Here is a 20,472-nt window from a genome sequence, read left to right as displayed (position 1 = left end):
AACGATCAAAAAAATCAGCCGATTATTCTACCACCGGCCAGACGCGCGTCGACGCGGCGAATCGGCTTTGCGATCAACCGTTTAAAGCCTTTTGCGCCGGCTCGCGAAAGTTGATTGTAAGGTTTTCGTCGCGCGGCGCGCGGATTCTTCGGTTGAATCGGCCGCCGGAGCCCGTCACGGCGCCTGTTCGACGCCCCGCGCGCGGTTCTGGTGGAAGCGTTTGCGGAACGGCTCGAACATTTTTGCGTCGATCGCGTCGCGAATTTCCTGCATCAGTTCGAGGTAGTAGTGCAGGTTGTGGATCGTGTTCAGCTGCGCACCGAGGATTTCGCCGACGCGGTGCAGGTGATGCAGATAGCCGCGCGTGAAATTGCGGCAGGTGTAGCAGCCGCATTGCTCGTCGAGCGGGCGCAGCGAATTCTTGTGCGTGGCGTTGCGGATCTTGATGTCGCCGAAGCGCGTGAAGAGCCAGCCGTTGCGCGCGTTGCGGGTCGGCATCACGCAGTCGAACATGTCGACGCCGGCCGCCACGCCCGCCACCAGGTCTTCCGGCGTGCCGACGCCCATCAGGTAGTGCGGCTTGTCGGCCGGCAGCTTCGGGCCGATGTGGTTCAGCACGCGCATCATGTCTTCCTTCGGCTCGCCGACCGACAGCCCGCCGATCGCGAGGCCGTGGAAGTCCTTTTCCGCGAGGCCCGCCAGCGACTCGTCGCGCAGGTCCTCGAACATGCCGCCCTGGACGATGCCGAACAGCGCATTCGGATTGGCGAGCCGCTTGAACTCGTCGATCGAGCGCTGTGCCCAGCGCATCGACATGCGCATCGAATCGCCGGCTTCCGTGTGCGAGGTCGGCACGTTGTTGCTCGCGTACGGCGTGCATTCGTCGAACTGCATCACGATATCGGAGTTCAGCACCTTCTGAATCTGCATCGACACTTCCGGCGACAGGAACAGCTTGTCGCCGTTGATCGGCGACGCGAACGTGACGCCGTCTTCGGTGATCTTGCGCAGATCGCCGAGCGAGAATACCTGGAAGCCTCCGGAGTCCGTCAGGATCGGCTTTTTCCAGCCCATGAAGCCGTGCAGGCCGCCATGCGCCTCGATGGTTTCCAGACCCGGGCGCAGCCACAGGTGGAAAGTGTTGCCGAGGATGATCTGCGCGTGCATTTCGTCCAGCTCGCGGGGCTGGACCGCTTTCACCGTGCCGTAGGTGCCGACCGGCATGAAGATCGGCGTTTCCACCACGCCGTGATTGAGCGTGACGCGGCCGCGGCGCGCCGGGCCGTCGGTGCCGAGCAGTTCGAATTTGAGGCCGTTGGCGGGGCGCTCGGCGGTGGTCGTTTGTTGCGATTGATGACCGAAGGTCATTGATAACTCCTGGGCTACCGGAAAGAGCTTCGCATGGGACCGGAGTAAGCGCTGAAGCGCTAACTCCGGATCGGCAAGTCCGGCGCAAATGTTGAAACGCCGCCGGAAGGGTTCGCCGCGGCTCAGGGAACTGCAAAAACTTTACAACGGAGGGGCCGGTTTCAGACGTCACGCCGTCTGAGCAGCATCGCGTCGCCGTAACTGAAGAACCGATAACGCTCTTCGATCGCATGACGATACGCCGCGCGAATCGTCTCGACGCCGGCGAATGCCGACACCAGCATCAGTAGCGTCGACTTCGGCAAATGGAAATTGGTCACCAGCCGGTCGACCACGCGAAACCTGTAGCCCGGCGTGATGAAGATGTCGGTTTCCGTGCTCGCCGCGGCAAGCGGGCGCCCGGCGGCTTCGGCGTCGCGCGCGGCGGCTTCGAGCGCGCGCATCGAGGTCGTGCCCACCGCGATCACGCGATTGCCGCGCGCCTTCGTCGCCACGATCCTGTCGGCAAGCGACTGCGGCAGGTGATACCACTCGCTGTGCATCTTGTGTTCGGCGAGATTCTCGACCCGCACCGGCTGGAACGTGCCCGCGCCGACGTGTAGCGTCAGCGTCGCGCGTTCCACGCCGCGGGCGTCGAGTCGCGCGAGCAGCGCGTCGTCGAAATGCAGGCCGGCGGTGGGCGCGGCCACCGCCCCGGGGTTCTGCGCGAATACGGTCTGGTAGCGGGTCTCGTCGGTCGAGTCGGGATCGTGCTCGATGTACGGCGGCAGCGGCAGACGGCCGAATTGCTCGATCAGCGTCAGGCAGTCGTCGGGGAAGTGCAGCGTGTAGAACGGTTCGACCCGCTCGCCGACCGTGACGTCGAATGCGTCCGCGAGACGGATCGTGGTGCCCGGCGGCGGGCTCTTGCTCGCGCGGATCTGCGCGAGCGCCGTGCGCTCGCCGGTGAGGCGCTCCACCAGCACTTCGATCTTGCCGCCACTGGCCTTCTGGCCGAGGAAGCGCGCTTTCAGGACTTTGGTATCGTTGAAGACCAGCAGATCGCCCGGTGCGATGCACTCGGGTAGTTCGGCGAAGCGGCGGTCGATCAGGCGCGCGGCGTCGCCGGTGTTGTCCACTTCGAGCAGGCGGCTGGCGCTGCGCTCGGGCAGCGCGACTTGCGCGATCAGTTCGGGCGGCAGATCGAAATCGAAATCGGAAAGCGTAAACATGCGAACGACTGGAAGCGAATTGAGACTGAATTGAGCCGAAGCCGGAGCCGGGCGGCTATGATTGCGGGACGCCAGAGCGGCCCGCACGCCCGCGCGCTGTATGGCGGCGATACCTTTGACAGCCGATATTGTACTTGCGAAGCAGCCCATGCCTTTGTCCGACCGCCGATTGTCCTCCGCCACCGATGAAGCGGGCGCCGAACCTAGGCGCCGCGTCGCGCGGGGCAGCGCGGCGGCACAGGTGAGCGAGGCCGGCGCGGACGTGGTGGCGACGCAAAGGGCGAGCGCCGCGGCCGAAGGCGAAAACGCGGGCGAGAACTCCGGTGAAAAGCCCGCTGAAAAGCCCGCTGAAAAGCCCGCTGACCCCTTCGGTGACAAGCCCGCCGGCAAGTCCGCTGGCAAAGCCACCGCGAAGCCCGCCGTCAAAACCGCCGACAAACTCGCCAAACTCGGCCTCACCCGCGACATCGACCTCGTACTGCATCTGCCGATGCGCTACGAGGACGAAACCTCGCTGACGCCAATCGGCCAGTTGCTGCCGGGCGGCATCGCGCAAACCGAAGGCGTCGTGTTCGACAACGAGATTGCGTACCGGCCGCGCCGTCAGCTGCTGGTGAAGCTGCACGACGACGCCGGCGACGAACTCGTGCTGCGCTTTCTGAACTTCTACGGCTCGCAGGTCAAGCAGATGGCGATCGGCGCGCGGCTGCGGGTGCGCGGCGACGTGCGCGGCGGCTTCTTCGGGATGGAGATGGTGCACCCGGCGGTGCGCGTCGTCGACGAAGACACGCCGCTGCCGCAGGCGCTGACGCCGGTCTACCCGAGCACCGCGGGCGTCACGCAGGCGTATCTGCGCAAATCGATCGACAACGCGCTCGCGCGCACGTCGCTGCCGGAGTTGCTGCCCGAGCCGGTCGCGCGCGCGTTCCTCGCGCCGCTCGGCGTGCCGTCGCTGATGGACGCCGTGCGCACGCTGCATCACCCCGGCGCGCAGTCCGACGAGACCGCGCTGATCGACGGCACGCATCCGGCGTGGGTGCGCATCAAGTTCGAGGAACTCCTCGCGCAGCAGATGTCGCTCAAGCGCGCGCACGAAGAGCGCCGCACGCGCGCCGCGCCGGCCATGCCGCGCCGCAAGCTGGGCGACGAGTCGGCGCTGGTGGCGCGCTTGCTGAAGGCGCTGCCGTTTTCGCTGACGGCCGCGCAGGAGCGCGTCGGCGGCGAGATCGCGCTCGATCTGACGCAGCCGCATCCGATGCAGCGGCTGCTGCAAGGCGACGTCGGCAGCGGCAAGACGATCGTCGCCGCGCTGGCCGCCGCGCAGGCCATCGACGCCGGCTACCAGGCCGCGCTGATGGCGCCGACGGAAATCCTCGCCGAGCAGCACGCACGCAAGCTGCGCGGCTGGCTGGAGCCGCTCGACGTGAGTGTCGCGTGGCTGGCGGGCAGTCTGAAGACCAAAGAGAAGCGCGCCGCGATCGAGGCCGCCGCGCTCGGCACCGCGCAGCTCGTGATCGGCACGCACGCGATCATCCAGGACACGGTGGAGTTCGCGCGCCTCGGGCTCGTGATCGTCGACGAACAGCATCGTTTCGGTGTCGCGCAACGGCTTGCGCTGCGCGCCAAGGCGCGTCGTCCCGGGGGAGATCCTGCGGAGCAAAGCGCCGCCGATGGCGCGCGCGACTTCCAGCCGCATCAGCTGATGATGTCCGCGACGCCGATTCCGCGCACGCTCGCAATGACCTATTACGCCGACCTCGACGTGTCGACCATCGACGAATTGCCGCCCGGACGCACGCCGATCCTGACCAAACTCGTCTCCGACGCGCGGCGCGACGAGGTGATCGGCCGCGTGCGCGAGGCGGCGCTCACGGGGCGTCAGGTGTACTGGGTGTGTCCGCTGATCGAGGAAAGCGAGACCTTGCAGTTGCAGACCGCGGTCGAAACCTACGAGACGCTGGTCGCCGCGCTGCCCGAGCTGAACGTCGGCCTCGTGCACGGGCGTCTGACGCCTGCCGAGAAGGCGTCCGTGATGGACGGGTTCACCCGCAACGAGGTGCAGCTGCTGGTCGCAACCACGGTGATCGAAGTGGGCGTCGACGTGCCGAATGCGTCGCTGATGGTGATCGAGCATGCGGAGCGCTTCGGCCTCGCACAGCTGCATCAGTTGCGCGGCCGGGTGGGGCGCGGCAGCGCCGCGTCGGTGTGCGTGCTGCTTTACACCGGACCGTTGTCGATGACGGCGCGCGCGCGCTTGCAGACCATGCGCGAGACGACCGACGGCTTCGAGATCGCGCGGCGCGACCTCGAGATTCGCGGACCGGGGGAGTTTCTGGGCGCTCGCCAGTCGGGCGCGGCGATGCTGCGGTTTGCCGATCTCGAAAACGACCAGTGGTTGATCGACCCTGCGCGCGAGGCGGCCGGGGTTCTGCTCGACGAATATCCCGACGTGGTGCTGCGGCATCTGGCGCGTTGGCTCGGCGCGCGTGAGCAGTATCTGAAGGCGTAATTCTGTTGATGTCGGCTAGCGCGCAGGAGGGCGTCGGAAAAATCTTCTTCTGTGCCAGCCCATTAGCCAGCAAACCAGAGGTTGGCGAACCGACCCTATCGGTGTATAACTAGAACCTATCAAAATCATCGCACTGATTGGTCCCCGAATGACGCTCACCGAATTGAAATACATCGTTGCGGTTGCCCGCGAGCGGCACTTCGGCCGGGCTGCCGAAGCGTGCTTCGTCAGCCAGCCGACTCTGTCGGTGGCGATCAAGAAGCTCGAAGACGAGCTGAACGTGCAGATTTTCGAGCGCGGCACCAGCGAAGTCAGTGTCACGCCGATTGGCGAGCAGATCGTCACGCAAGCCCAGCGCGTGCTCGAACAGACGCTCGCCATCAAGGAAATCGCCAAACAGGGCAAGGACCCGCTGGTCGGGCCGCTGCGGCTCGGCGTGATCTACACGATCGGGCCGTACCTGCTGCCCACGCTCGTCAAGCAGATGATCAAGCGCGTCCCGCAGATGCCGTTGATGCTGCAGGAAAATTACACGCTCAAGCTGATCGAACTGCTCAAGCAGGGCGAAATCGACGTCGCGATCATGGCGCTGCCGTTCCCTGAAACGGGTCTAATGCTGCGTCCCATGTATGACGAACCGTTCGTCGTCGCGCTGCCGTCCGGCCACGCGTGGGAAAACCGTCAGAAAATCGACGCCGACGATCTGAAGCAGGAAACCATGCTGCTGCTCGGCAGCGGTCACTGCTTCCGCGACCATGTGCTCGGCGTGTGCCCGGAGCTGATGCGCTTTTCGCAGAACGCGGATGGCATCCAGAAGACTTTCGAAGGGTCGTCGCTGGAGACCATCCGCCATATGGTGGCGAGCGGCGTCGGGATTACCGTGCTGCCGCGCATGTCGGTGCATGAGGTCAAGCCGCATGCGGGCGGCATCGACGCGGGTCTGCTCAGCTACGTCGCGTTCGACGAACCCGTGCCGGATCGCCGCGTCGTGCTGGCGTGGCGCAAGAGCTTCACGCGCATGCCCGCAATCGACGCCATTTGCGACGCGATCAACGCCTGCGAACTGCCGGGCGTCACGAAACTCGATCAGCCCGTCGCCGTTAGCTGAGGTTTCGCATCTTTTGTAGCAAGGTTGGCTGCGGGCGCGGACGCCCAGCAGTCACTTGGCGTTTCGTCCTCCGCATGCGGAAAGACTATGGAATAGATAAATTTAATCAACAACGAATATTCAATAGTATTGTTATAGTTTCCTCCACGGATCGCCCGATCCCTTATTTATTCGATAAGACCGGAGGACATCATGACGCGGCCCACCTCACAGCAAATCCACGCTCTCGTCGCTCAACCGGCTGGCACCGTTGCCGGCGGCGTGAACGCGTCGGCGCCGAGCGTGCGCACCGTCGCGCTGTCGCTGCTGATCGATCGGGCCTTGTCCGCCTAACGCGCCGGTCCGTATCAATCTGCGGCAATCGTGTGCCGCGCTTCTTTGCCCGTCCGTTTCGATAAAAACTACGCTGGAGTGACGCATGTCCGAACGTAAGCTCACCAATGCTGCCGGCGCACCCGTCGCCGACAATCAGAATTCGATGACCGCCGGCACACGCGGCCCGGTCGTCCTGCAAGACGTCTGGCTGCTCGAAAAGCTCGCCCATTTCGATCGCGAAGTAATTCCCGAACGCCGCGTGCACGCCAAAGGCTCGGGCGCCTTCGGCACGCTGAAGGTCACGCACGACATCTCGCGCTATACGAAGGCCAAGGTATTCGCGCAAGTCGGCAAGGAAACGCCGCTTTTCATGCGTTTCTCGACGGTGGCCGGCGAGCGCGGCGCAGCCGACGCCGAACGCGACGTGCGCGGCTTCTCGATCAAGTTCTACACGGAAGAGGGCAACTGGGACGTGGTCGGCAACAACACGCCGGTGTTCTTCATCCGCGATCCGCTGAAGTTTCCGGACTTCATCCATACGCAAAAGCGCGATCCGTACACCAACATGCGCAGCAATGTCGCCGCGTGGGATTTCTGGTCGCGTCACCCGGAGTCGCTGCATCAGGTGACGATTCTGATGAGCGACCGCGGCATTCCGCGCAATTACCGGCAGATGCACGGCTTCGGTTCGCACACGTACTCGTTCGTCAACGCGAACAACGAGCGCTTCTGGGTGAAGTTTCACTTCAAATCGCTGCAAGGCATCGAAAACTTCACCGACGCCGAAGCGGCCCAGGTGGTCGCGCAAGACCGTGAAAGCGCGCAGCGCGATCTGGTCGGCAACATCGATGCGGGCAACTTCCCGACATGGCGCTTCGCGATCCAGGTGATGCCCGAAGCGCAAGCGGCGAACTATCGCTTCAATCCGTTCGATATCACGAAAGTGTGGTCGCAGAAGGACTATCCGCTGATCGATGTCGGCACGATCGAGCTGAACCGCAACGCGGCGAACTATTTCGCGGATGTGGAGCAGGCGGCGTTCACGCCGGCCAACGTAGTGCCCGGCATCGGCTTTTCGCCGGACCGTCTTTTGCAAGGCCGGCTGTTTTCGTACGGCGACACGCAGCGCTATCGCCTCGGCATCAATCACCACCAGATTCCGGTGAATGCGCCGCGCGTGCCGAGTCCGCATTCGTTTCATCGCGACGGCGCGATGCGCTCGGACGGCAATCTCGGCGGCAACGTGAACTACGAGCCGAACCGCTTCGGCGACTTCGCGCAAGACCCGAACGCGTCGGAGCCGCCGCTCGCGGCGGACGCGGTGGATCGCTACGATCATCGCGCGGACGACGACTACTACACGCAGCCGGGCATGTTGTTCGCGCTGTTCGACGCGGCGCAAAGGCAACGTCTGTTCGGCAACATCGCTGGGCATATCGACGGTGTGCCGCAGGACATCGTCGCACGGCAGATCGAGCATTTCCGCCGCGCCGATCCTGCTTACGCGGCCGGTGTGATCGCCGCGATGGCCGAGTTGGCTGAAGGTCGCAAGAAGTAATCGACGAGCGGCTTAAGCGGGTTGAAGTGCAGCAGCCGAGCGGGGCGTGTCCGCGTCCCGCTTGTCACGATACGAAGCAAGACGACACGGGAGTACGATCATGATCCTGACGAGGTTTGCCGCGCCAGGCGGCTCGACGGCCGCACGCGGTGCGCAACGGCAGCAGGCGTTCATGCCGCGCAAGGCGGTCGGTTTCGCGATCGTCGCGAGCGGCCTGGCGGTGCTCGTCACGCAGGCGTTGCAGCATGCGCTGGGCGGCTGATCGCAGCCCTGCCGGCCATGCGGCGGGCGGGCGCACGTCACGCGAACGCAGCGGATTCCAGGCTAAACTGTCGAGCGTCCGACGTTTCGAATTTGCCATCCGCAAGACCGTCACCTTGCCGACCGGTTCGTATCCCTCTTCAAAGGAGTCATCATGGCCAAGAAAGAAGCCGCCGCCGTACAGCACGTCAATATCGGGATCAGCGACAAGGATCGCAAGAAGATTGCAGAAGGCTTGTCGCGCTTGCTCGCCGACACCTACACGCTGTACCTGAAGACCCATAACTTCCACTGGAACGTCACGGGTCCGATGTTCAACACGCTGCACCTGATGTTCGAAACGCAATACAACGAACTCGCGCTGGCAGTCGATTCGATCGCCGAACGCATCCGCGCGCTGGGCGTGCATGCGCCGGGCAGCTACAAGGAATTCGCGAAGCTGTCGTCGATTCCGGAAGCGGACGGCGTGCCGGCCGCGGAAGAAATGATCCGCCAGCTGGTGGAAGGCCAGGAAGCCGTCGTGCGTACCGCACGCGAGATTTTCCCGTCCACGGAAGCCGCCAACGACGAGCCGACCGCCGACCTGCTGACGCAACGCATGCAGACGCACGAAAAGACCGCGTGGATGCTGCGCTCGATGCTGGCTTGAGCGTCAACGCTCCTTCAGTGTGTCGCTTCGTGCGGACGCTGCTGTCGTACTGAAGCTGCGCTGATGAAGCCGCAGTGAAACCGAACTAGGCCTCCCTTTGCGGGAGGCTTTGTTTTGTGCGGCGGCAACTGGCGAGCCGGTCGCGACGCCGCCTTTTTCAGACCGCGTCCGCGCGAAAGCGGGCCGCCGCCGGCATCCCGTAAAATAGCCGTACCGTCTTCGCACTTCACCGAACCCGCCCATGTTCGCCCGACTTCCCCTATATCTGCGCCTCGTGCGCATGGACAAGCCGATCGGCAGCTTGCTGCTGCTGTGGCCGACGCTCAACGCACTGTGGATCGCATCCGACGGTCATCCGTCGTGGCCGTTGCTGGTGATCTTCACCGTGGGCACGGTGCTGATGCGCTCGGCGGGCTGCGCGATCAACGACTACGCGGACCGTGATTTCGACCGCTACGTGAAGCGCACGGAAAATCGTCCGATCACGTCGGGCAAGATCAAGGCGTGGGAAGCGGTCGCGCTGGCGGCGGGGTTGTCGCTCCTTGCGTTTCTGCTGATCCTGCCGTTGAATACGCTGACCAAGGAGCTTTCGGTGGCGGCGTTGTTCGTCGCCGGTTCGTATCCGTTCACCAAGCGTTTCTTTGCGATTCCGCAGGCCTACCTCGGCATCGCATTCGGCTTTGGCATTCCGATGGCGTTCGCTGCGATTCAGGACCACGTGCCGATGCTTGCGTGGGTGATGCTGCTCGCCAACGTATTCTGGTCGGTCGCGTACGACACCGAATATGCGATGGTCGATCGCGACGACGACATCAAGATCGGCATCCGCACGTCGGCGCTTACGTTCGGTCGCTTCGACGTGGCCGCGATCATGCTGTGCTATGCGGTGACGCTGGGGATTTACGTCGGCATCGGCGTGATGCTCGGTTTCGGGGTGCTGTACTGGGCGGGCTGGGCGGCGGCGGCGGGCTGCGCGGTCTACCACTACACGCTGATTCGCAACCGCGAGCGGATGGCATGCTTCGCCGCGTTCCGGCATAACAACTGGCTCGGCGGCGCATTGTTTGCGGGGATCGCCGCGCATTACGCGGTGGCTTCGTTTTAAGTCGCGCAGCGTGGCGGCGGCTGCCAGCCTACGTTCGCGTTCGCAGCGGTTTGTGGCACCACGCTGCGTAGCCCTGTTGTGCGGCATGCGCGCTTTTCTGTGCCGTAGGTGCCGGCCCGATTCGAACTCGGGCGCCGCGTCCTACGGCGCACTTTCTTTCCCGCCAGGCGAAAGCGTAATCAGGCGCAGTCGCAGCGCAAGCCAAAAGCGCCGCGTCGAACGTGCTTACTGCTTGCCGAACTCGTCGCCCATTTCCCGCGCGCGCGCATCGGCAGCGAGCGCGCCGCGCACGATCGCGTCCTTGATGCCGCTCGCGTCGAACGACGCCAGCGCCGCGGCCGTCGTGCCGCCCTTCGATGTCACCCGTTCGCGCAGCACGCCCGGCGGCTCGTCGGAATTCGCCGCCAGTTGGGCCGCGCCGGTGAAGGTCGCGACCGCGAGCGCGCGGCCTTGCGCTTCATCCATGCCGAGCTGGCGGGCGGCTTCCTGCAACGCTTCGATGAAATAGAACACGTAGGCCGGCCCGCTGCCCGAGATCGCGGTGACGGCGTCGATCTTCGCTTCGTCGTCGAACCAGACCGTTTCGCCGACCGCGCCGAGCACCTGCGAGGCGAGCGCGCGGCCCGCTTCGTCGACGCTGGCGGTTGCGACGAGACCCGTCACGCCCATGCCGATCAGCGCCGGCGTATTCGGCATCACGCGCACGATGCGGCCGTGGTCGTTCAGCCAGCGCGACATGTCGCCCATGCGAATGCCCGCGACGATGCTGATCGCGAGTTGCGACGCGCTCAGATGCGGCGCCAGCGCTTGCGCGACGCTCTTCAGGATCTGCGGCTTCACCGCCAGCACGACGGCGTCGTATTCGGCGAGCGCGGCGTCGGCGGCGGCGCCCGTGCGGATGCCGAACTGCTGTTCATTGCGTTGGCGCGCCTCACCGCTGGGGTCGATCGCGTAGAGGTCTGCGGCGGCGACGCCACGCTTGATGAGGCCGCCGATCAATGCCGCGGCCATGTTGCCGCCGCCGATAAAAGCAATTTTCATGATGGACCGAATCAGGTTCGGTGAAGAGCCCGCCAAGGCTCGGATAGGTTACTGAGAGTAATCGCGCGTGCCGAAAATCGCGGTGCCGATGCGCACGATCGTCGCGCCTTCGAGCACGGCGGCTTCGAGGTCGCTCGACATGCCCATCGACAACGTGTCGAGTTCGAGTCCGTCGGCACACAAGCGCTCGAACAGTTCGCGCAACTGGCGATGCGGTTCACGTTGCGCGTCGGTATCGCCGGCCGGCTCGGGAATCGACATCAGCCCGCGCAGCGTCAGTTTCGGCAACGCGGCGATCTGCTGCGCGACTTCGACCGCCTCGGCGATGCCGGCGCCGCTTTTCGACGCCTCGCCGCTGATGTTGACCTGCAAACACACGTTCAGCGGCGGCAGATTGTCAGGGCGCTGCTCCGAGAGCCGCTGCGCGATCTTCAGGCGATCGACCGAATGCACCCAGTCGAAATGCTCGGCGACCGGCCGCGTCTTGTTCGATTGCAAAGGACCGATGAAGTGCCATTCGAGCGACGCGCGCAGGTCGGCGAGCGTCTCGATCTTGGCAAGCGCTTCCTGCACGTAGTTCTCGCCGAACGCGCGCTGGCCGGCGGCGTGCGCGGCGCGCACGTCGTCGGCGGGAAAGGTCTTCGAGACCGCGAGCAGCGTGACCGAGCGCGCGTCGCGCCCGGCCGCGTGCGCGGCCGAGGCGATGCGTTGCCGCACCGCTTCGAGGTTGTGGGTCAGATCGGGCATGGAACAGAACCGGTAGTTCAGCGAATGGCGATCACCGGATTATACGGACAGCATGTGCTCGACCAATTCGATCCAATGCGCGACCGGCGTCGACGTGCCGCTTTGCAGATGCGCAATGCAACCGACGTTTGCCGACACGATCAACTGCGGCTCCTGTGCGTGCAATCGTTCGAGCTTCTGATCGCGCAGCGCGTACGAGAGCCTCGGCTGCGTGAGCGAGTAAGTGCCGGCAGAGCCGCAGCACAGATGACTGTCCGCGGGCAGGCGCACTTCGACGCCGAGCGCGGTGAGCAGATGCTCGACCTGGCCGCGCACCTGCTGGCCATGTTGCAGCGTGCAGGGCGGATGAAACGCCACCGTATGGACCGAGCGGCGGCGCGTGACCGTGCGCAGTGTCTCTTCGAACTCCGGCAGGATCTCCGCGATGTCACGCGTCAATTCGACGATGCGCCGCGCCCGGTCCGCATACGCCGGATCGTGGCGCAACAGATGCGCGTATTCCTTGACCGTCGCGCCGCAGCCGGACGCGTTCATCACGATCGCCTCGACGCCCTCCTCGACATATGGCCACCATGCGTCGATGTTGGCGCGCAGGTCGTCGAGCGCTTCGTCGTTGTAGCCCAGATGCAGGCGGATCGCGCCGCAGCAGCCGGCATCCGGCGCGATCACGGTTTCGACGCCGAGCGCATCGAGCACCCGCGCGGTCGCGATGTTGACGTTCGGCATCATCGACGGTTGCACGCAACCCGCGAGCATCAGCATCTTGCGCGGGTGCTTCGCGGTCGGCCATTCCAGTGGACGCTGCCGCGCGGGCACCTTGTCGCGCAGTTTCTTCGGCAGGACGCGGCGGAAGTGCTGGCCGATGCGCATGGTCGGCGTGAACACCGCGCTGTTCGGCACGAAGGTCGCGAGCAGCCGGCGCGTGAGCCGCTGACGCAGCGGCCGCGTGACTTTTTCTTCGGTGAGCTTGCGGCCGATTTCCACCAGCCGGCCGTATTGGACGCCGGACGGACAAGTGGTTTCGCAGTTGCGGCACGTGAGGCACCGGTCCAGATGGAGCTGGGTGCTGCGCGTGACCGGCGCGCCTTCGACCATCTGCTTGATCAGATAGATGCGCCCGCGCGGGCCGTCGAGTTCGTCGCCGAGCAGCTGGTAGGTCGGGCAGGTGGCCGTGCAGAAACCGCAATGCACGCAATTGCGCAAAATGGCGTCGGCTTCGTCGCCATCGGGCGTATTGCGAATGAAGTCCGCGAGGTTGGTTTGCATCGCGTCGCTCAAAACTCGGGGTAGAGACGGCCGCGATTGAAGATGCGGGCCGGGTCGAAAGCGCTTTTCAGGCCGCGATGGATTTTCATCAGTGGCGCGGGCAGCGGGGTGAACACGCCGGCGCTGCGGTCGTAGCCGTGGCCGGTGCGAAAGATCGTGGCATGACCGCCGGCCTGCTTCGCGCTGATGCGCACGGTTTGCGCGTCGGTGTCGGTGATCCACCAGCGTTGGCCGCCGCCCCATTCCATCAGTTGCGCGCCGGGCAGCTGCATCGGCTCGGTGATGGACGGCAGCGCGAGACGCCAGAGCGCGGCTTTCGGTGGGATGGTCGCGAAGAACGAATCGGTCTGTTCGCGCAGGCCGGCCCAGAAACGTTCCGCCTCGACCGCATCGACCACTTCGCCGCCGAGCGACGTGCGCGCCGCCTTGACCGCGGCTTCGGCCCCCGCGAGGCGCACGGCGAGCGTGCCGTGACGCCACGCGCTCGCGGAGATCGGCAGCGGCCGGCCGCCCCATTCGTTCAGCTTACGAACCGCATCGGTACCGTTCATGTCGAACTTGAGCGTGGCTTCGGCCTGCGGCAGCGGCAACACCTTAACCGACAATTCGAGGATCAAACCGAGCGTGCCGAGCGAGCCGGCCATCAGACGCGAAACGTCGTAGCCGGCGACGTTCTTCACCACCTGACCGCCGAAATGCAGCTTCTGCCCCTGGCCGTTCATGATGACCGCGCCCAGCACGAAGTCGCGCGCCGCGCCAGCCGCGGCGCGGCGCGGGCCGGCGATGCCGGCGGCGATGCAGCCGCCGAAGGTGGCCTGCGGTCCGAAGTGCGGCGGCTCGAAGGCGAGCATCTGATCGTGATCGGCGAGGGCGGCTTCGATCTCAAGCAGGGGCGTGCCCGCACGCGCGGTGATGACCAGTTCCGCCGGATCGTACGCGATGATGCCGCGATAAGCGCGCGTGTCGAGGACCTCACCTTCCAGCGTCTGACCATACCAGTCTTTGGTGCCGCCGCCACGGATGCGCAACGCGCGTCCCTCGGCGCTGGCCGAACGCACGCGCTCCGACCATACGGCGACGATGTCGTCCTCTTCCATGGTGTCCTGCTTCGTTGTGTTTCGTTTGATTGTACCGGGCGGGGGCTCGCTGGCAACCAGGAGCGGACCCGCATCGGGTAATCAGGGGAGGCACCGTGAAACGCCGCCGCAGCGGCGTGGCTATGCGCGGTGGGTACGCCTAGAAACGCGGCAGTTCGGGGTGGGGCAGCAGGCCGGCGCGCACGTGCATCTTGCCGTATTCGGCGCAGCGCGCTCGCGTGGGAATACCCTTGTCGGGGTTCAGCAGGCCGGGTGCGTCGAAGGCTCGCTTGACCGCGTGGAACGTGTCGCGCTCTTCCGGCGAAAACTGCACGCACATAGAATTGATCTTCTCGATGCCGACGCCATGCTCGCCCGTCACCGTGCCGCCCAGTTCGACGCATGCTTCGAGGATGTCGCAACCGAACGCCTCGGCGCGGTGCCATTCGTCCTGATCGTTGCCATTGAAGAGGATCAACGGGTGCATATTGCCGTCGCCGGCGTGGAACACGTTGATGCAGCGCAGGCCGTAGGTTTTCTCCATCGTTTCGATACGCGCGAGCAGCGGGCCGATACTGCGGCGCGGCACGGTGCCGTCCATGCAGTAGTAGTCCGGTGAAATGCGGCCGGCGGCCGGAAACGCATTCTTGCGGCCGGACCAGAAGCGCAGCCGTTCGGCTTCCGAGCGGGAAATCTGGATGCGTGTGGCGCCCTGTTCGCGCAGCACCGCGGTCATGCGCACGATTTCGTCGGCGACTTCTTCGGGCGTGCCGTCCGATTCGCATAGCAGGATGGCGGCCGCGTCGAGGTCGTAGCCCGCCTTGACGAATTCCTCGACGGCGCGCGTGGCGGGCTTGTCCATCATCTCAAGGCCCGCCGGGATGATGCCCGCGGCGATGATGCCGGCGACCGCGTCGCCGCCTTTCACGACGTCGTCGAAACTGGCCATGATGACCTGCGCGGTTTGCGGCTTCGGGATCAGCTTGACGGTGACCTCGGTGACGATCGCGAACATGCCCTCGCTGCCGATCAGCACCGCGAGCAGATCGAGACCGGGCGCGTCCGGCGCGAGCGAGCCGAATTCGACGACCTCGCCTTCCATGGTCACGGCGCGCACGCGCAATACGTTGTGCACGGTGAGGCCGTACTTCAGGCAATGCACGCCGCCGGAGTTCTCCGACACGTTGCCGCCGATCGTGCAGGCGATCTGCGACGACGGGTCGGGCGCGTAGTACAGCCCATACGGAGCCGCCGCTTCGGAAATCGACAGATTGCGTACGCCCGGCTGCACCGTGGCCGTTCGCGCATACGAATCGACTTCGACGATCTTGCGAAAGCGCGCGAGCGACACCACCACGCCGTGACGGATCGGCATCGCGCCGCCGGACAAGCCGGTGCCGGCGCCGCGCGGGACGATCGGCACGTCGAGCCGGTGGCAGATCTGCACGATGCGCTGCACCTGCGATTCGGTCTCCGGCAACGCGACCGCGAGCGGCAGACGCCGGTAGGCCGCGAGGCCGTCGCATTCGTACGCGACGGTGTCTTCCTCGCGATACAGCAGACAGTGGGTCGGCAACACCGCCATCAACGCCTGCACGACTTCGCGCTGGCGCTGGGCGAGTACTTCAGCCGTCAGTTCAGCGGGTGCGTTCATGTGACTTGTCTCCTAGTGCCTTTCGCCCATCTTGCTCTTATTGCGAGCTGCTTTATATCGAAGGTGGCGCGGGCCGCGCTGCCACGTCGCAACGCCGCCGCGCCTAACACTGCATCAAGCCGCCCAGGCGAAGATCTTGCCCGGATTCATCAGATTGCGCGGATCGAGTGCGTGCTTGATGGAGCGCATCGTGTCGACGGCGACGTCGCCGTGTTCTTCGAGCAGGAAGCCCATCTTGTGCAGGCCGACGCCATGCTCGCCGGTGCAGGTGCCGTCCATGCGCAGCGCGCGTTGCACGATGCGATGATTCAGGCGCTCGGCTTCTTCGAGCTCACCGGGTTTATTCGGGTCGATCAGGATCGCGACGTGGAAGTTGCCGTCGCCGACGTGGCCGACGATCGGGCAGGGCAGCGGCGATGCTTTCAGGTCCTGCTCCGTTTCCACCACGCACTCGGCAAGGCGCGAGATCGGCACGCAGACGTCGGTCGTGACCGCGCGGCAGCCTGGCTTCAGTTGCAGCATCGCGAAGTAGGCGTTGTGACGCGCGTTCCACAGGCGGCTGCGGTCTTCCGGACGGGTCGCCCATTCGAAGCCTTCGCCGGCATTCTGCGCGGCGATCTCCTCTACCAGTTCGGCCTGTTCTTTCACGCCCGCTTCGGTGCCGTGGAACTCGAAGAACAGCGTAGGCGCTTCACGCAGCGTCAGATTCGAGTGGCGGTTGATCGAGCGGATCGCGAGCGAGTCGACGAACTCCACGCGCGCAATCGGCACGCCGATCTGGATCGTTTCGATGACCGCCCGCACCGCGTCGCCCATCGACGGAAACGCGCACACGGCGGCGGAGACCGCTTCCGGTTGCGGATACAGACGCACGGTGATTTCGGTGATCACGCCGAGCGTGCCTTCCGAGCCGACGAACAGACGCGTGAGGTCGTAACCGGCCGACGATTTGCGCGCCCGCGTCCCGGTCTTGATCACGCGGCCGTCGGCCAGCACGACGGTCAGGCCGAGCACGTTCTCGCGCATCGTGCCGTAGCGCACGGCGTTGGTGCCCGAAGCGCGCGTGGCCGACATGCCGCCGATGCTCGCGTCCGCGCCGGGGTCGATCGGGAAGAACAGGCCGGTGTCGCGCAGCGCTTCATTCAACTGCTTGCGCGAGATGCCGGGCTCGACGGTGACGGTGAGGTCTTCGGCGTTGATCGACAGCACGCGGTTCATTTCCGACAGGTCGATCGACACGCCGCCTTGCACCGCGAGCAGATGGCCTTCGAGCGACGAACCATTGCCGTATGGAATGATCGGCACGTTGTACTGGCCGCACAGTTTGACGGCGGCTTGCACCTCTTCGGTGTTGCGCGCGAACACGACCGCGTCGGGCAGTTGGGGATCGAACGGCGATTCGTCGCGGCCATGGTGGGCGCGCACGGCTTCGGCAACCGACACGCGCTCGCCGAAGACGCCTTTGAGCGCGTCGAGCAACTCAGCGGGAAACGGCCGGCGCAGCGGGGCCGGCGGCACGGGATGGTTCACGCATGTCTCCTGATATTTGGGGATAGCTGGTTTGCAGCGGGTGTTTCATTTTACGCCGGTCGCCCGCGGGCCGGCGTCGGGCCGGCCATCGCTCCTATAATGGCGGCGACTTCACGATGCGCGCAATATGGATAAACGCGGTGGGCGCAGGGGCGCTGGTGCTGCTGCTCGCTGTTTCACGCCATGTTGGCTGGACGCATCGCCACTGAAAGCTTGGGAGACCTCATGGGCAACCGCTTGAGCAAGATCACAACCCGTACCGGCGACGACGGCACCACGGGTCTCGGCGACGGCCGCCGCGTGCGCAAGGACAGCACGCGTATTGCCGCGATCGGCGACGTCGACGAACTCAATTCGAACCTGGGCGTGCTGTTGTGCGAAGCGCTGCCCGACACGGTACGCGCGGCGCTGATTGCGATCCAGCACGATTTGTTCGATCTGGGTGGCGAACTGTGCATTCCCGGCCACACGATGATCACCGACCGGCATCTCGCCCAACTCGACGACTGGCTCGCCGATTACAACGCCGCATTGCCGCCGCTGAAGGAGTTCATTCTGCCGGGAGGTTCGCGCGCAGCGGCGCTTGCGCACGTGTGCCGCACAGTGTGCCGGCGTGCCGAACGGACGATTGTCGCGTTGGGAGAACACGAGCCGATCAACGCGCCGCCGCGTCAATATGTGAACCGGCTATCCGACCTGTTGTTCGTGCTCGCGCGCGTGCTCAATCGCGCTGATGGCGGCAGCGACGTGCTATGGCAACACGAGCGCGACGCAGGCTAGAACGCGCAGCGGGTTATTCACGTTAGGCAACGCCCCGCGTTAGCCGACGGCCAGCGTGACCGGTTTGCCGATCCGGCTCATCATTTCGACGAGCGTGTCGATAGTGAACTTGGTGGTTTTCTTGTTGACCACGTCGGAGACGCGCGGGCGCGACACCATCAGAATTTCGGCGGCTTCGGCCTGCTTCAGGTGATGTTGCTCGATCCAGCTGGACAGTTCGGTCATCAGTTGCTCTTTGAGCAGCCGCGTGTCGTTGATCTGCTTTTGCGAGGCGGCGTAGAGACGCTTTGCTTCATCGGCGGGAAAACCCAGTTCAAGGAACAGATTTGCACCGGGCTTTGTTACGTGCCGGACTTTGGTGTCGACGGTCATTTGTTAAGTTTTCCTATCATTAACGATGGCGCGGTAGCGCATTGCGGCGATCGTTCTGTCGTGCGGCGTCAGCTTTTGGGTTTTCTTCTGGAAGCAGTGCAGCACATACAGCGCTTCGACGTACTTGGTCACATACATCACGCGAAACATGCCATCAGCGTCTCTGATGCGGATTTCGCGCGTTCCCGCGCCGATCGAGTCAAACGATTTCCAGTCGTCAGGGTCGAGTCCTGCCTGGATCTTGCCGAGCTGAAACCCTGCGCGACGACGCGGTCTTCGGGAAAGGCGAGTAAGTCGTGATAACTGGAACCCAGCCAGCGAATTTCCTTTTCGTACTCCATAAGCGTCTTTAATGTACAAAATATTATACGCAACATTCACCCCCGTCAAGTCATTCGCGACGGGGGATGAGTCGTTACGGTACAGAGACGCTTGATGAAGCACCATTCGTCCGTTTGGCTAAAAAAAAAGCCCGGCTCGACGAGCCGGGCTTTTCTACGGACCACTAAGAACGCACTGTGAACAGCCGGGCACGGTGTTAATTGCCGCTGCCGCGCGCGACCCGGCGTTGCTTGACCGCGTCGGCGAGACCTTCGAGCACCGCGACGCTTTCGTCCCAGCCGATGCAGGCATCGGTAATGCTCTGGCCGTACGTCAGCGCGCAGCCTTCCTGCAGATCCTGGCGACCCGCCACCAAATGTGATTCCACCATCACGCCGACAATCCGTTCGTCGCCCGAAGCAATCTGGCGGCCGATGTCCGCGCACACCGGAATCTGGTTCTCGTGTTTCTTCGAACTGTTCGCGTGGCTCGCGTCGATCATCAGACGCGCCGCGAGACCCGCCTTGCCGATGTCCGCGCAAGCCGCGTTGACGCTGTCCGCGTCGTAGTTCGGCGTTTTGCCGCCACGCAGGATGATATGGCAGTCCTCATTGCCCGCGGTCGACACGATCGCCGAGTGGCCGCCCTTGGTGACCGACAGGAAATGGTGTGGCTGCGAGGCGGCCTTGATCGCGTCGACGGCGATCTTGACATTGCCGTCCGTGCCGTTCTTGAAGCCGACCGGGCACGACAGTCCCGAAGCGAGTTCGCGGTGCACCTGCGACTCGGTGGTGCGCGCGCCGATCGCGCCCCACGAGATCAGATCGGCGATGTATTGCGGGCTGATCATGTCGAGGTATTCGGTGCCGGCCGGCAGGCCCAACTCGTTGATGCGCAACAGCAGTTCGCGCGCGGTGCGCAGGCCTTCATTGATCTTGAAGCTGTTGTCCATGTGCGGGTCGTTGATGAGACCCTTCCAGCCCACCGTCGTGCGCGGCTTTTCGAAGTACACGCGCATCACGATTTCGAGTTCGCCGGCGAAGCGCTTGCGCTGCTCGATCAGACGTCCGGCGTATTCCAGCGCCGCTTTCGGATCGTGAATCGAGCAAGGCCCGATGATGACGATCAAACGATCTTCCATGCCGTGCAGAATGCGATGCATCGCATTGCGCGAGTTGTAGATCACGTCGGATACCGTTTCGTCGCAGGCGAATTCGCGGATGAGGTGGGCGGGCGGTGTGAGTTCTTTCAATTCGCGAATGCGTACATCGTCGGTATTGTGCGGGGGCATGCTGTTCTCCTGAATCGGTTCGTAGCGTGTTCGCGCGGGCAACGAAGGCTGTGATGAGGCAGCGATGCCAGAGCGGACAACGAGCAAAAAATGTTCAACGACAAAGTTTCAAATGCGGTTTCAAAGGCATGAGGCGAAAAAAAACCGCCAGGCTGGCTGGCGGTTTTTCGGGAATTCTCGGTGTCCTGCGTGCACTAACACCCCTCTCGATCCGCCAGCGGTCTGAGATACCAAAAAAAGTAAAAGTAAAACTTGGCGGACATGGCGAAATGAGGTTGCTGGTCAAAAAAGGGTGGAGTGACTTTATAAC

General features: G+C 64.3%; 18 protein-coding genes and 1 pseudogene. 8 read left to right on the top strand and 11 right to left on the bottom strand.

The genetic code is table 11. The features are described from left to right. Positions 1 to 174 precede the first annotated feature (174 nt). Positions 175 to 1,368, bottom strand: coding sequence for a tRNA guanosine(34) transglycosylase Tgt (gene tgt / locus PQR02_RS11525; protein ID WP_408229950.1), 1,194 nt, complete (start codon positions 1,366 to 1,368; stop codon positions 175 to 177). Positions 1,369 to 1,529: 161 nt separating this feature from the next. Continuing rightward, positions 1,530 to 2,579: a tRNA preQ1(34) S-adenosylmethionine ribosyltransferase-isomerase QueA gene (gene queA / locus PQR02_RS11520; protein ID WP_408229947.1), complete on the bottom strand. Its 1,050-nt coding sequence runs from the start codon at positions 2,577 to 2,579 to the stop codon at positions 1,530 to 1,532. A 148-nt stretch (positions 2,580 to 2,727) separates the two neighbouring features. On the opposite strand from queA, the gene recG reads away from it, so the two are divergent. The 7 genes from recG to ubiA all read left to right on the top strand — a co-directional run bounded on the left by recG (position 2,728) and on the right by ubiA (position 10,084). Continuing rightward, positions 2,728 to 5,088 (top strand): ATP-dependent DNA helicase RecG, encoded by a 2,361-nt coding sequence (recG, locus tag PQR02_RS11515; RefSeq protein WP_408229944.1) that lies wholly within the window; start codon positions 2,728 to 2,730, stop codon positions 5,086 to 5,088. A gap of 148 nt (positions 5,089 to 5,236) precedes the next feature. Further along, positions 5,237 to 6,196, top strand: a complete 960-nt coding sequence (locus PQR02_RS11510) for a LysR substrate-binding domain-containing protein (RefSeq protein ID WP_408229941.1) — start codon at positions 5,237 to 5,239, stop codon at positions 6,194 to 6,196. A gap of 192 nt (positions 6,197 to 6,388) precedes the next feature. Then, positions 6,389 to 6,529: a hypothetical protein gene (locus PQR02_RS11505; RefSeq protein ID WP_408229938.1), complete on the top strand. Its 141-nt coding sequence runs from the start codon at positions 6,389 to 6,391 to the stop codon at positions 6,527 to 6,529. An 85-nt stretch (positions 6,530 to 6,614) separates the two neighbouring features. Next, entirely contained in the window at positions 6,615 to 8,069 is a 1,455-nt protein-coding gene (locus tag PQR02_RS11500; protein ID WP_408229935.1) for a catalase, read from the top strand. A 100-nt stretch (positions 8,070 to 8,169) separates the two neighbouring features. Next, on the top strand, positions 8,170 to 8,331 hold the full coding sequence (locus PQR02_RS11495) for a hypothetical protein (RefSeq protein WP_408229932.1): 162 nt from the start codon (positions 8,170 to 8,172) through the stop codon (positions 8,329 to 8,331). A gap of 153 nt (positions 8,332 to 8,484) precedes the next feature. After that, positions 8,485 to 8,979 carry a Dps family protein gene (locus PQR02_RS11490; protein ID WP_408229930.1) on the top strand — a complete coding sequence of 165 codons (495 nt, stop codon included), beginning with the start codon at positions 8,485 to 8,487 and terminating at the stop codon, positions 8,977 to 8,979. Between the two features lie 241 nt (positions 8,980 to 9,220). Beyond that, a complete protein-coding gene (gene ubiA / locus PQR02_RS11485) occupies positions 9,221 to 10,084 on the top strand; it encodes a 4-hydroxybenzoate octaprenyltransferase (RefSeq protein WP_408229927.1) in 864 nt (287 codons plus the stop codon). 225 nt (positions 10,085 to 10,309) lie between these two features. Here ubiA and proC read toward each other — a convergent pair whose 3' ends face one another. The 6 genes from proC to PQR02_RS11455 form a co-directional block, all read right to left on the bottom strand. After that, positions 10,310 to 11,125, bottom strand: a complete 816-nt coding sequence (gene proC, locus PQR02_RS11480; protein WP_408229924.1) for a pyrroline-5-carboxylate reductase — start codon at positions 11,123 to 11,125, stop codon at positions 10,310 to 10,312. 48 nt (positions 11,126 to 11,173) lie between these two features. Beyond that, on the bottom strand, positions 11,174 to 11,872 hold the full coding sequence (locus PQR02_RS11475; RefSeq protein WP_408229921.1) for a YggS family pyridoxal phosphate-dependent enzyme: 699 nt from the start codon (positions 11,870 to 11,872) through the stop codon (positions 11,174 to 11,176). Between the two features lie 39 nt (positions 11,873 to 11,911). Further along, positions 11,912 to 13,138 carry a glycolate oxidase subunit GlcF gene (glcF, locus tag PQR02_RS11470; RefSeq protein WP_408229918.1) on the bottom strand — a complete coding sequence of 409 codons (1,227 nt, stop codon included), beginning with the start codon at positions 13,136 to 13,138 and terminating at the stop codon, positions 11,912 to 11,914. An 8-nt stretch (positions 13,139 to 13,146) separates the two neighbouring features. Continuing rightward, on the bottom strand, positions 13,147 to 14,235 hold the full coding sequence (gene glcE, locus PQR02_RS11465) for a glycolate oxidase subunit GlcE (RefSeq protein ID WP_408229915.1): 1,089 nt from the start codon (positions 14,233 to 14,235) through the stop codon (positions 13,147 to 13,149). A 139-nt stretch (positions 14,236 to 14,374) separates the two neighbouring features. Then, entirely contained in the window at positions 14,375 to 15,868 is a 1,494-nt protein-coding gene (locus PQR02_RS11460) for an FAD-linked oxidase C-terminal domain-containing protein (protein ID WP_408229912.1), read from the bottom strand. Positions 15,869 to 15,982: 114 nt separating this feature from the next. Further along, positions 15,983 to 17,398, bottom strand: a complete 1,416-nt coding sequence (locus tag PQR02_RS11455) for an FAD-linked oxidase C-terminal domain-containing protein (protein WP_408229909.1) — start codon at positions 17,396 to 17,398, stop codon at positions 15,983 to 15,985. 225 nt (positions 17,399 to 17,623) lie between these two features. Here PQR02_RS11455 and PQR02_RS11450 point away from each other — a divergent pair, with 225 nt between their 5' ends. Continuing rightward, entirely contained in the window at positions 17,624 to 18,178 is a 555-nt protein-coding gene (locus tag PQR02_RS11450; RefSeq protein ID WP_408229906.1) for a cob(I)yrinic acid a,c-diamide adenosyltransferase, read from the top strand. 39 nt (positions 18,179 to 18,217) lie between these two features. On the opposite strand, the gene PQR02_RS11445 is transcribed toward PQR02_RS11450, so the two are convergent. The 3 genes and pseudogenes from PQR02_RS11445 to aroG form a co-directional block, all read right to left on the bottom strand. Further along, on the bottom strand, positions 18,218 to 18,550 hold the full coding sequence (locus tag PQR02_RS11445; protein ID WP_408229903.1) for a helix-turn-helix domain-containing protein: 333 nt from the start codon (positions 18,548 to 18,550) through the stop codon (positions 18,218 to 18,220). Between the two features lie 3 nt (positions 18,551 to 18,553). Continuing rightward, positions 18,554 to 18,891 (bottom strand): annotated as a pseudogene (locus PQR02_RS11440) (type II toxin-antitoxin system RelE/ParE family toxin). A 197-nt stretch (positions 18,892 to 19,088) separates the two neighbouring features. After that, the gene (gene aroG / locus PQR02_RS11435) at positions 19,089 to 20,162 is read right to left on the bottom strand and encodes a 3-deoxy-7-phosphoheptulonate synthase AroG (protein WP_408229900.1); all 1,074 of its coding nucleotides are present in this window, start codon (positions 20,160 to 20,162) and stop codon (positions 19,089 to 19,091) included. Between the last annotated feature and the right edge of the window lie 310 nt (positions 20,163 to 20,472).

Source organism: Paraburkholderia sediminicola (genome assembly GCF_046026895.1).
GTDB lineage: Bacteria > Pseudomonadota > Gammaproteobacteria > Burkholderiales > Burkholderiaceae > Paraburkholderia > Paraburkholderia sediminicola_C.
The sequence above is the reverse complement of the archived record's forward strand: the minus strand, read 5'-3'. Positions and strand labels throughout refer to the sequence as shown.

Coding starts and splice junctions, on each gene's coding strand:
- tgt (WP_408229950.1), bottom strand. CDS start 1,368: ATGACCTTCGGTCATCAATCGCAACAAACGACCACCGCCGAGCGCCCC.
- queA (WP_408229947.1), bottom strand. CDS start 2,579: ATGTTTACGCTTTCCGATTTCGATTTCGATCTGCCGCCCGAACTGATC.
- recG (WP_408229944.1), top strand. CDS start 2,728: ATGCCTTTGTCCGACCGCCGATTGTCCTCCGCCACCGATGAAGCGGGC.
- PQR02_RS11510 (WP_408229941.1), top strand. CDS start 5,237: ATGACGCTCACCGAATTGAAATACATCGTTGCGGTTGCCCGCGAGCGG.
- PQR02_RS11505 (WP_408229938.1), top strand. CDS start 6,389: ATGACGCGGCCCACCTCACAGCAAATCCACGCTCTCGTCGCTCAACCG.
- PQR02_RS11500 (WP_408229935.1), top strand. CDS start 6,615: ATGTCCGAACGTAAGCTCACCAATGCTGCCGGCGCACCCGTCGCCGAC.
- PQR02_RS11495 (WP_408229932.1), top strand. CDS start 8,170: ATGATCCTGACGAGGTTTGCCGCGCCAGGCGGCTCGACGGCCGCACGC.
- PQR02_RS11490 (WP_408229930.1), top strand. CDS start 8,485: ATGGCCAAGAAAGAAGCCGCCGCCGTACAGCACGTCAATATCGGGATC.
- ubiA (WP_408229927.1), top strand. CDS start 9,221: ATGTTCGCCCGACTTCCCCTATATCTGCGCCTCGTGCGCATGGACAAG.
- proC (WP_408229924.1), bottom strand. CDS start 11,125: ATGAAAATTGCTTTTATCGGCGGCGGCAACATGGCCGCGGCATTGATC.
- PQR02_RS11475 (WP_408229921.1), bottom strand. CDS start 11,872: ATGCCCGATCTGACCCACAACCTCGAAGCGGTGCGGCAACGCATCGCC.
- glcF (WP_408229918.1), bottom strand. CDS start 13,138: ATGCAAACCAACCTCGCGGACTTCATTCGCAATACGCCCGATGGCGAC.
- glcE (WP_408229915.1), bottom strand. CDS start 14,235: ATGGAAGAGGACGACATCGTCGCCGTATGGTCGGAGCGCGTGCGTTCG.
- PQR02_RS11460 (WP_408229912.1), bottom strand. CDS start 15,868: ATGAACGCACCCGCTGAACTGACGGCTGAAGTACTCGCCCAGCGCCAG.
- PQR02_RS11450 (WP_408229906.1), top strand. CDS start 17,624: ATGGGCAACCGCTTGAGCAAGATCACAACCCGTACCGGCGACGACGGC.
- PQR02_RS11445 (WP_408229903.1), bottom strand. CDS start 18,550: ATGACCGTCGACACCAAAGTCCGGCACGTAACAAAGCCCGGTGCAAAT.
- aroG (WP_408229900.1), bottom strand. CDS start 20,162: ATGCCCCCGCACAATACCGACGATGTACGCATTCGCGAATTGAAAGAA.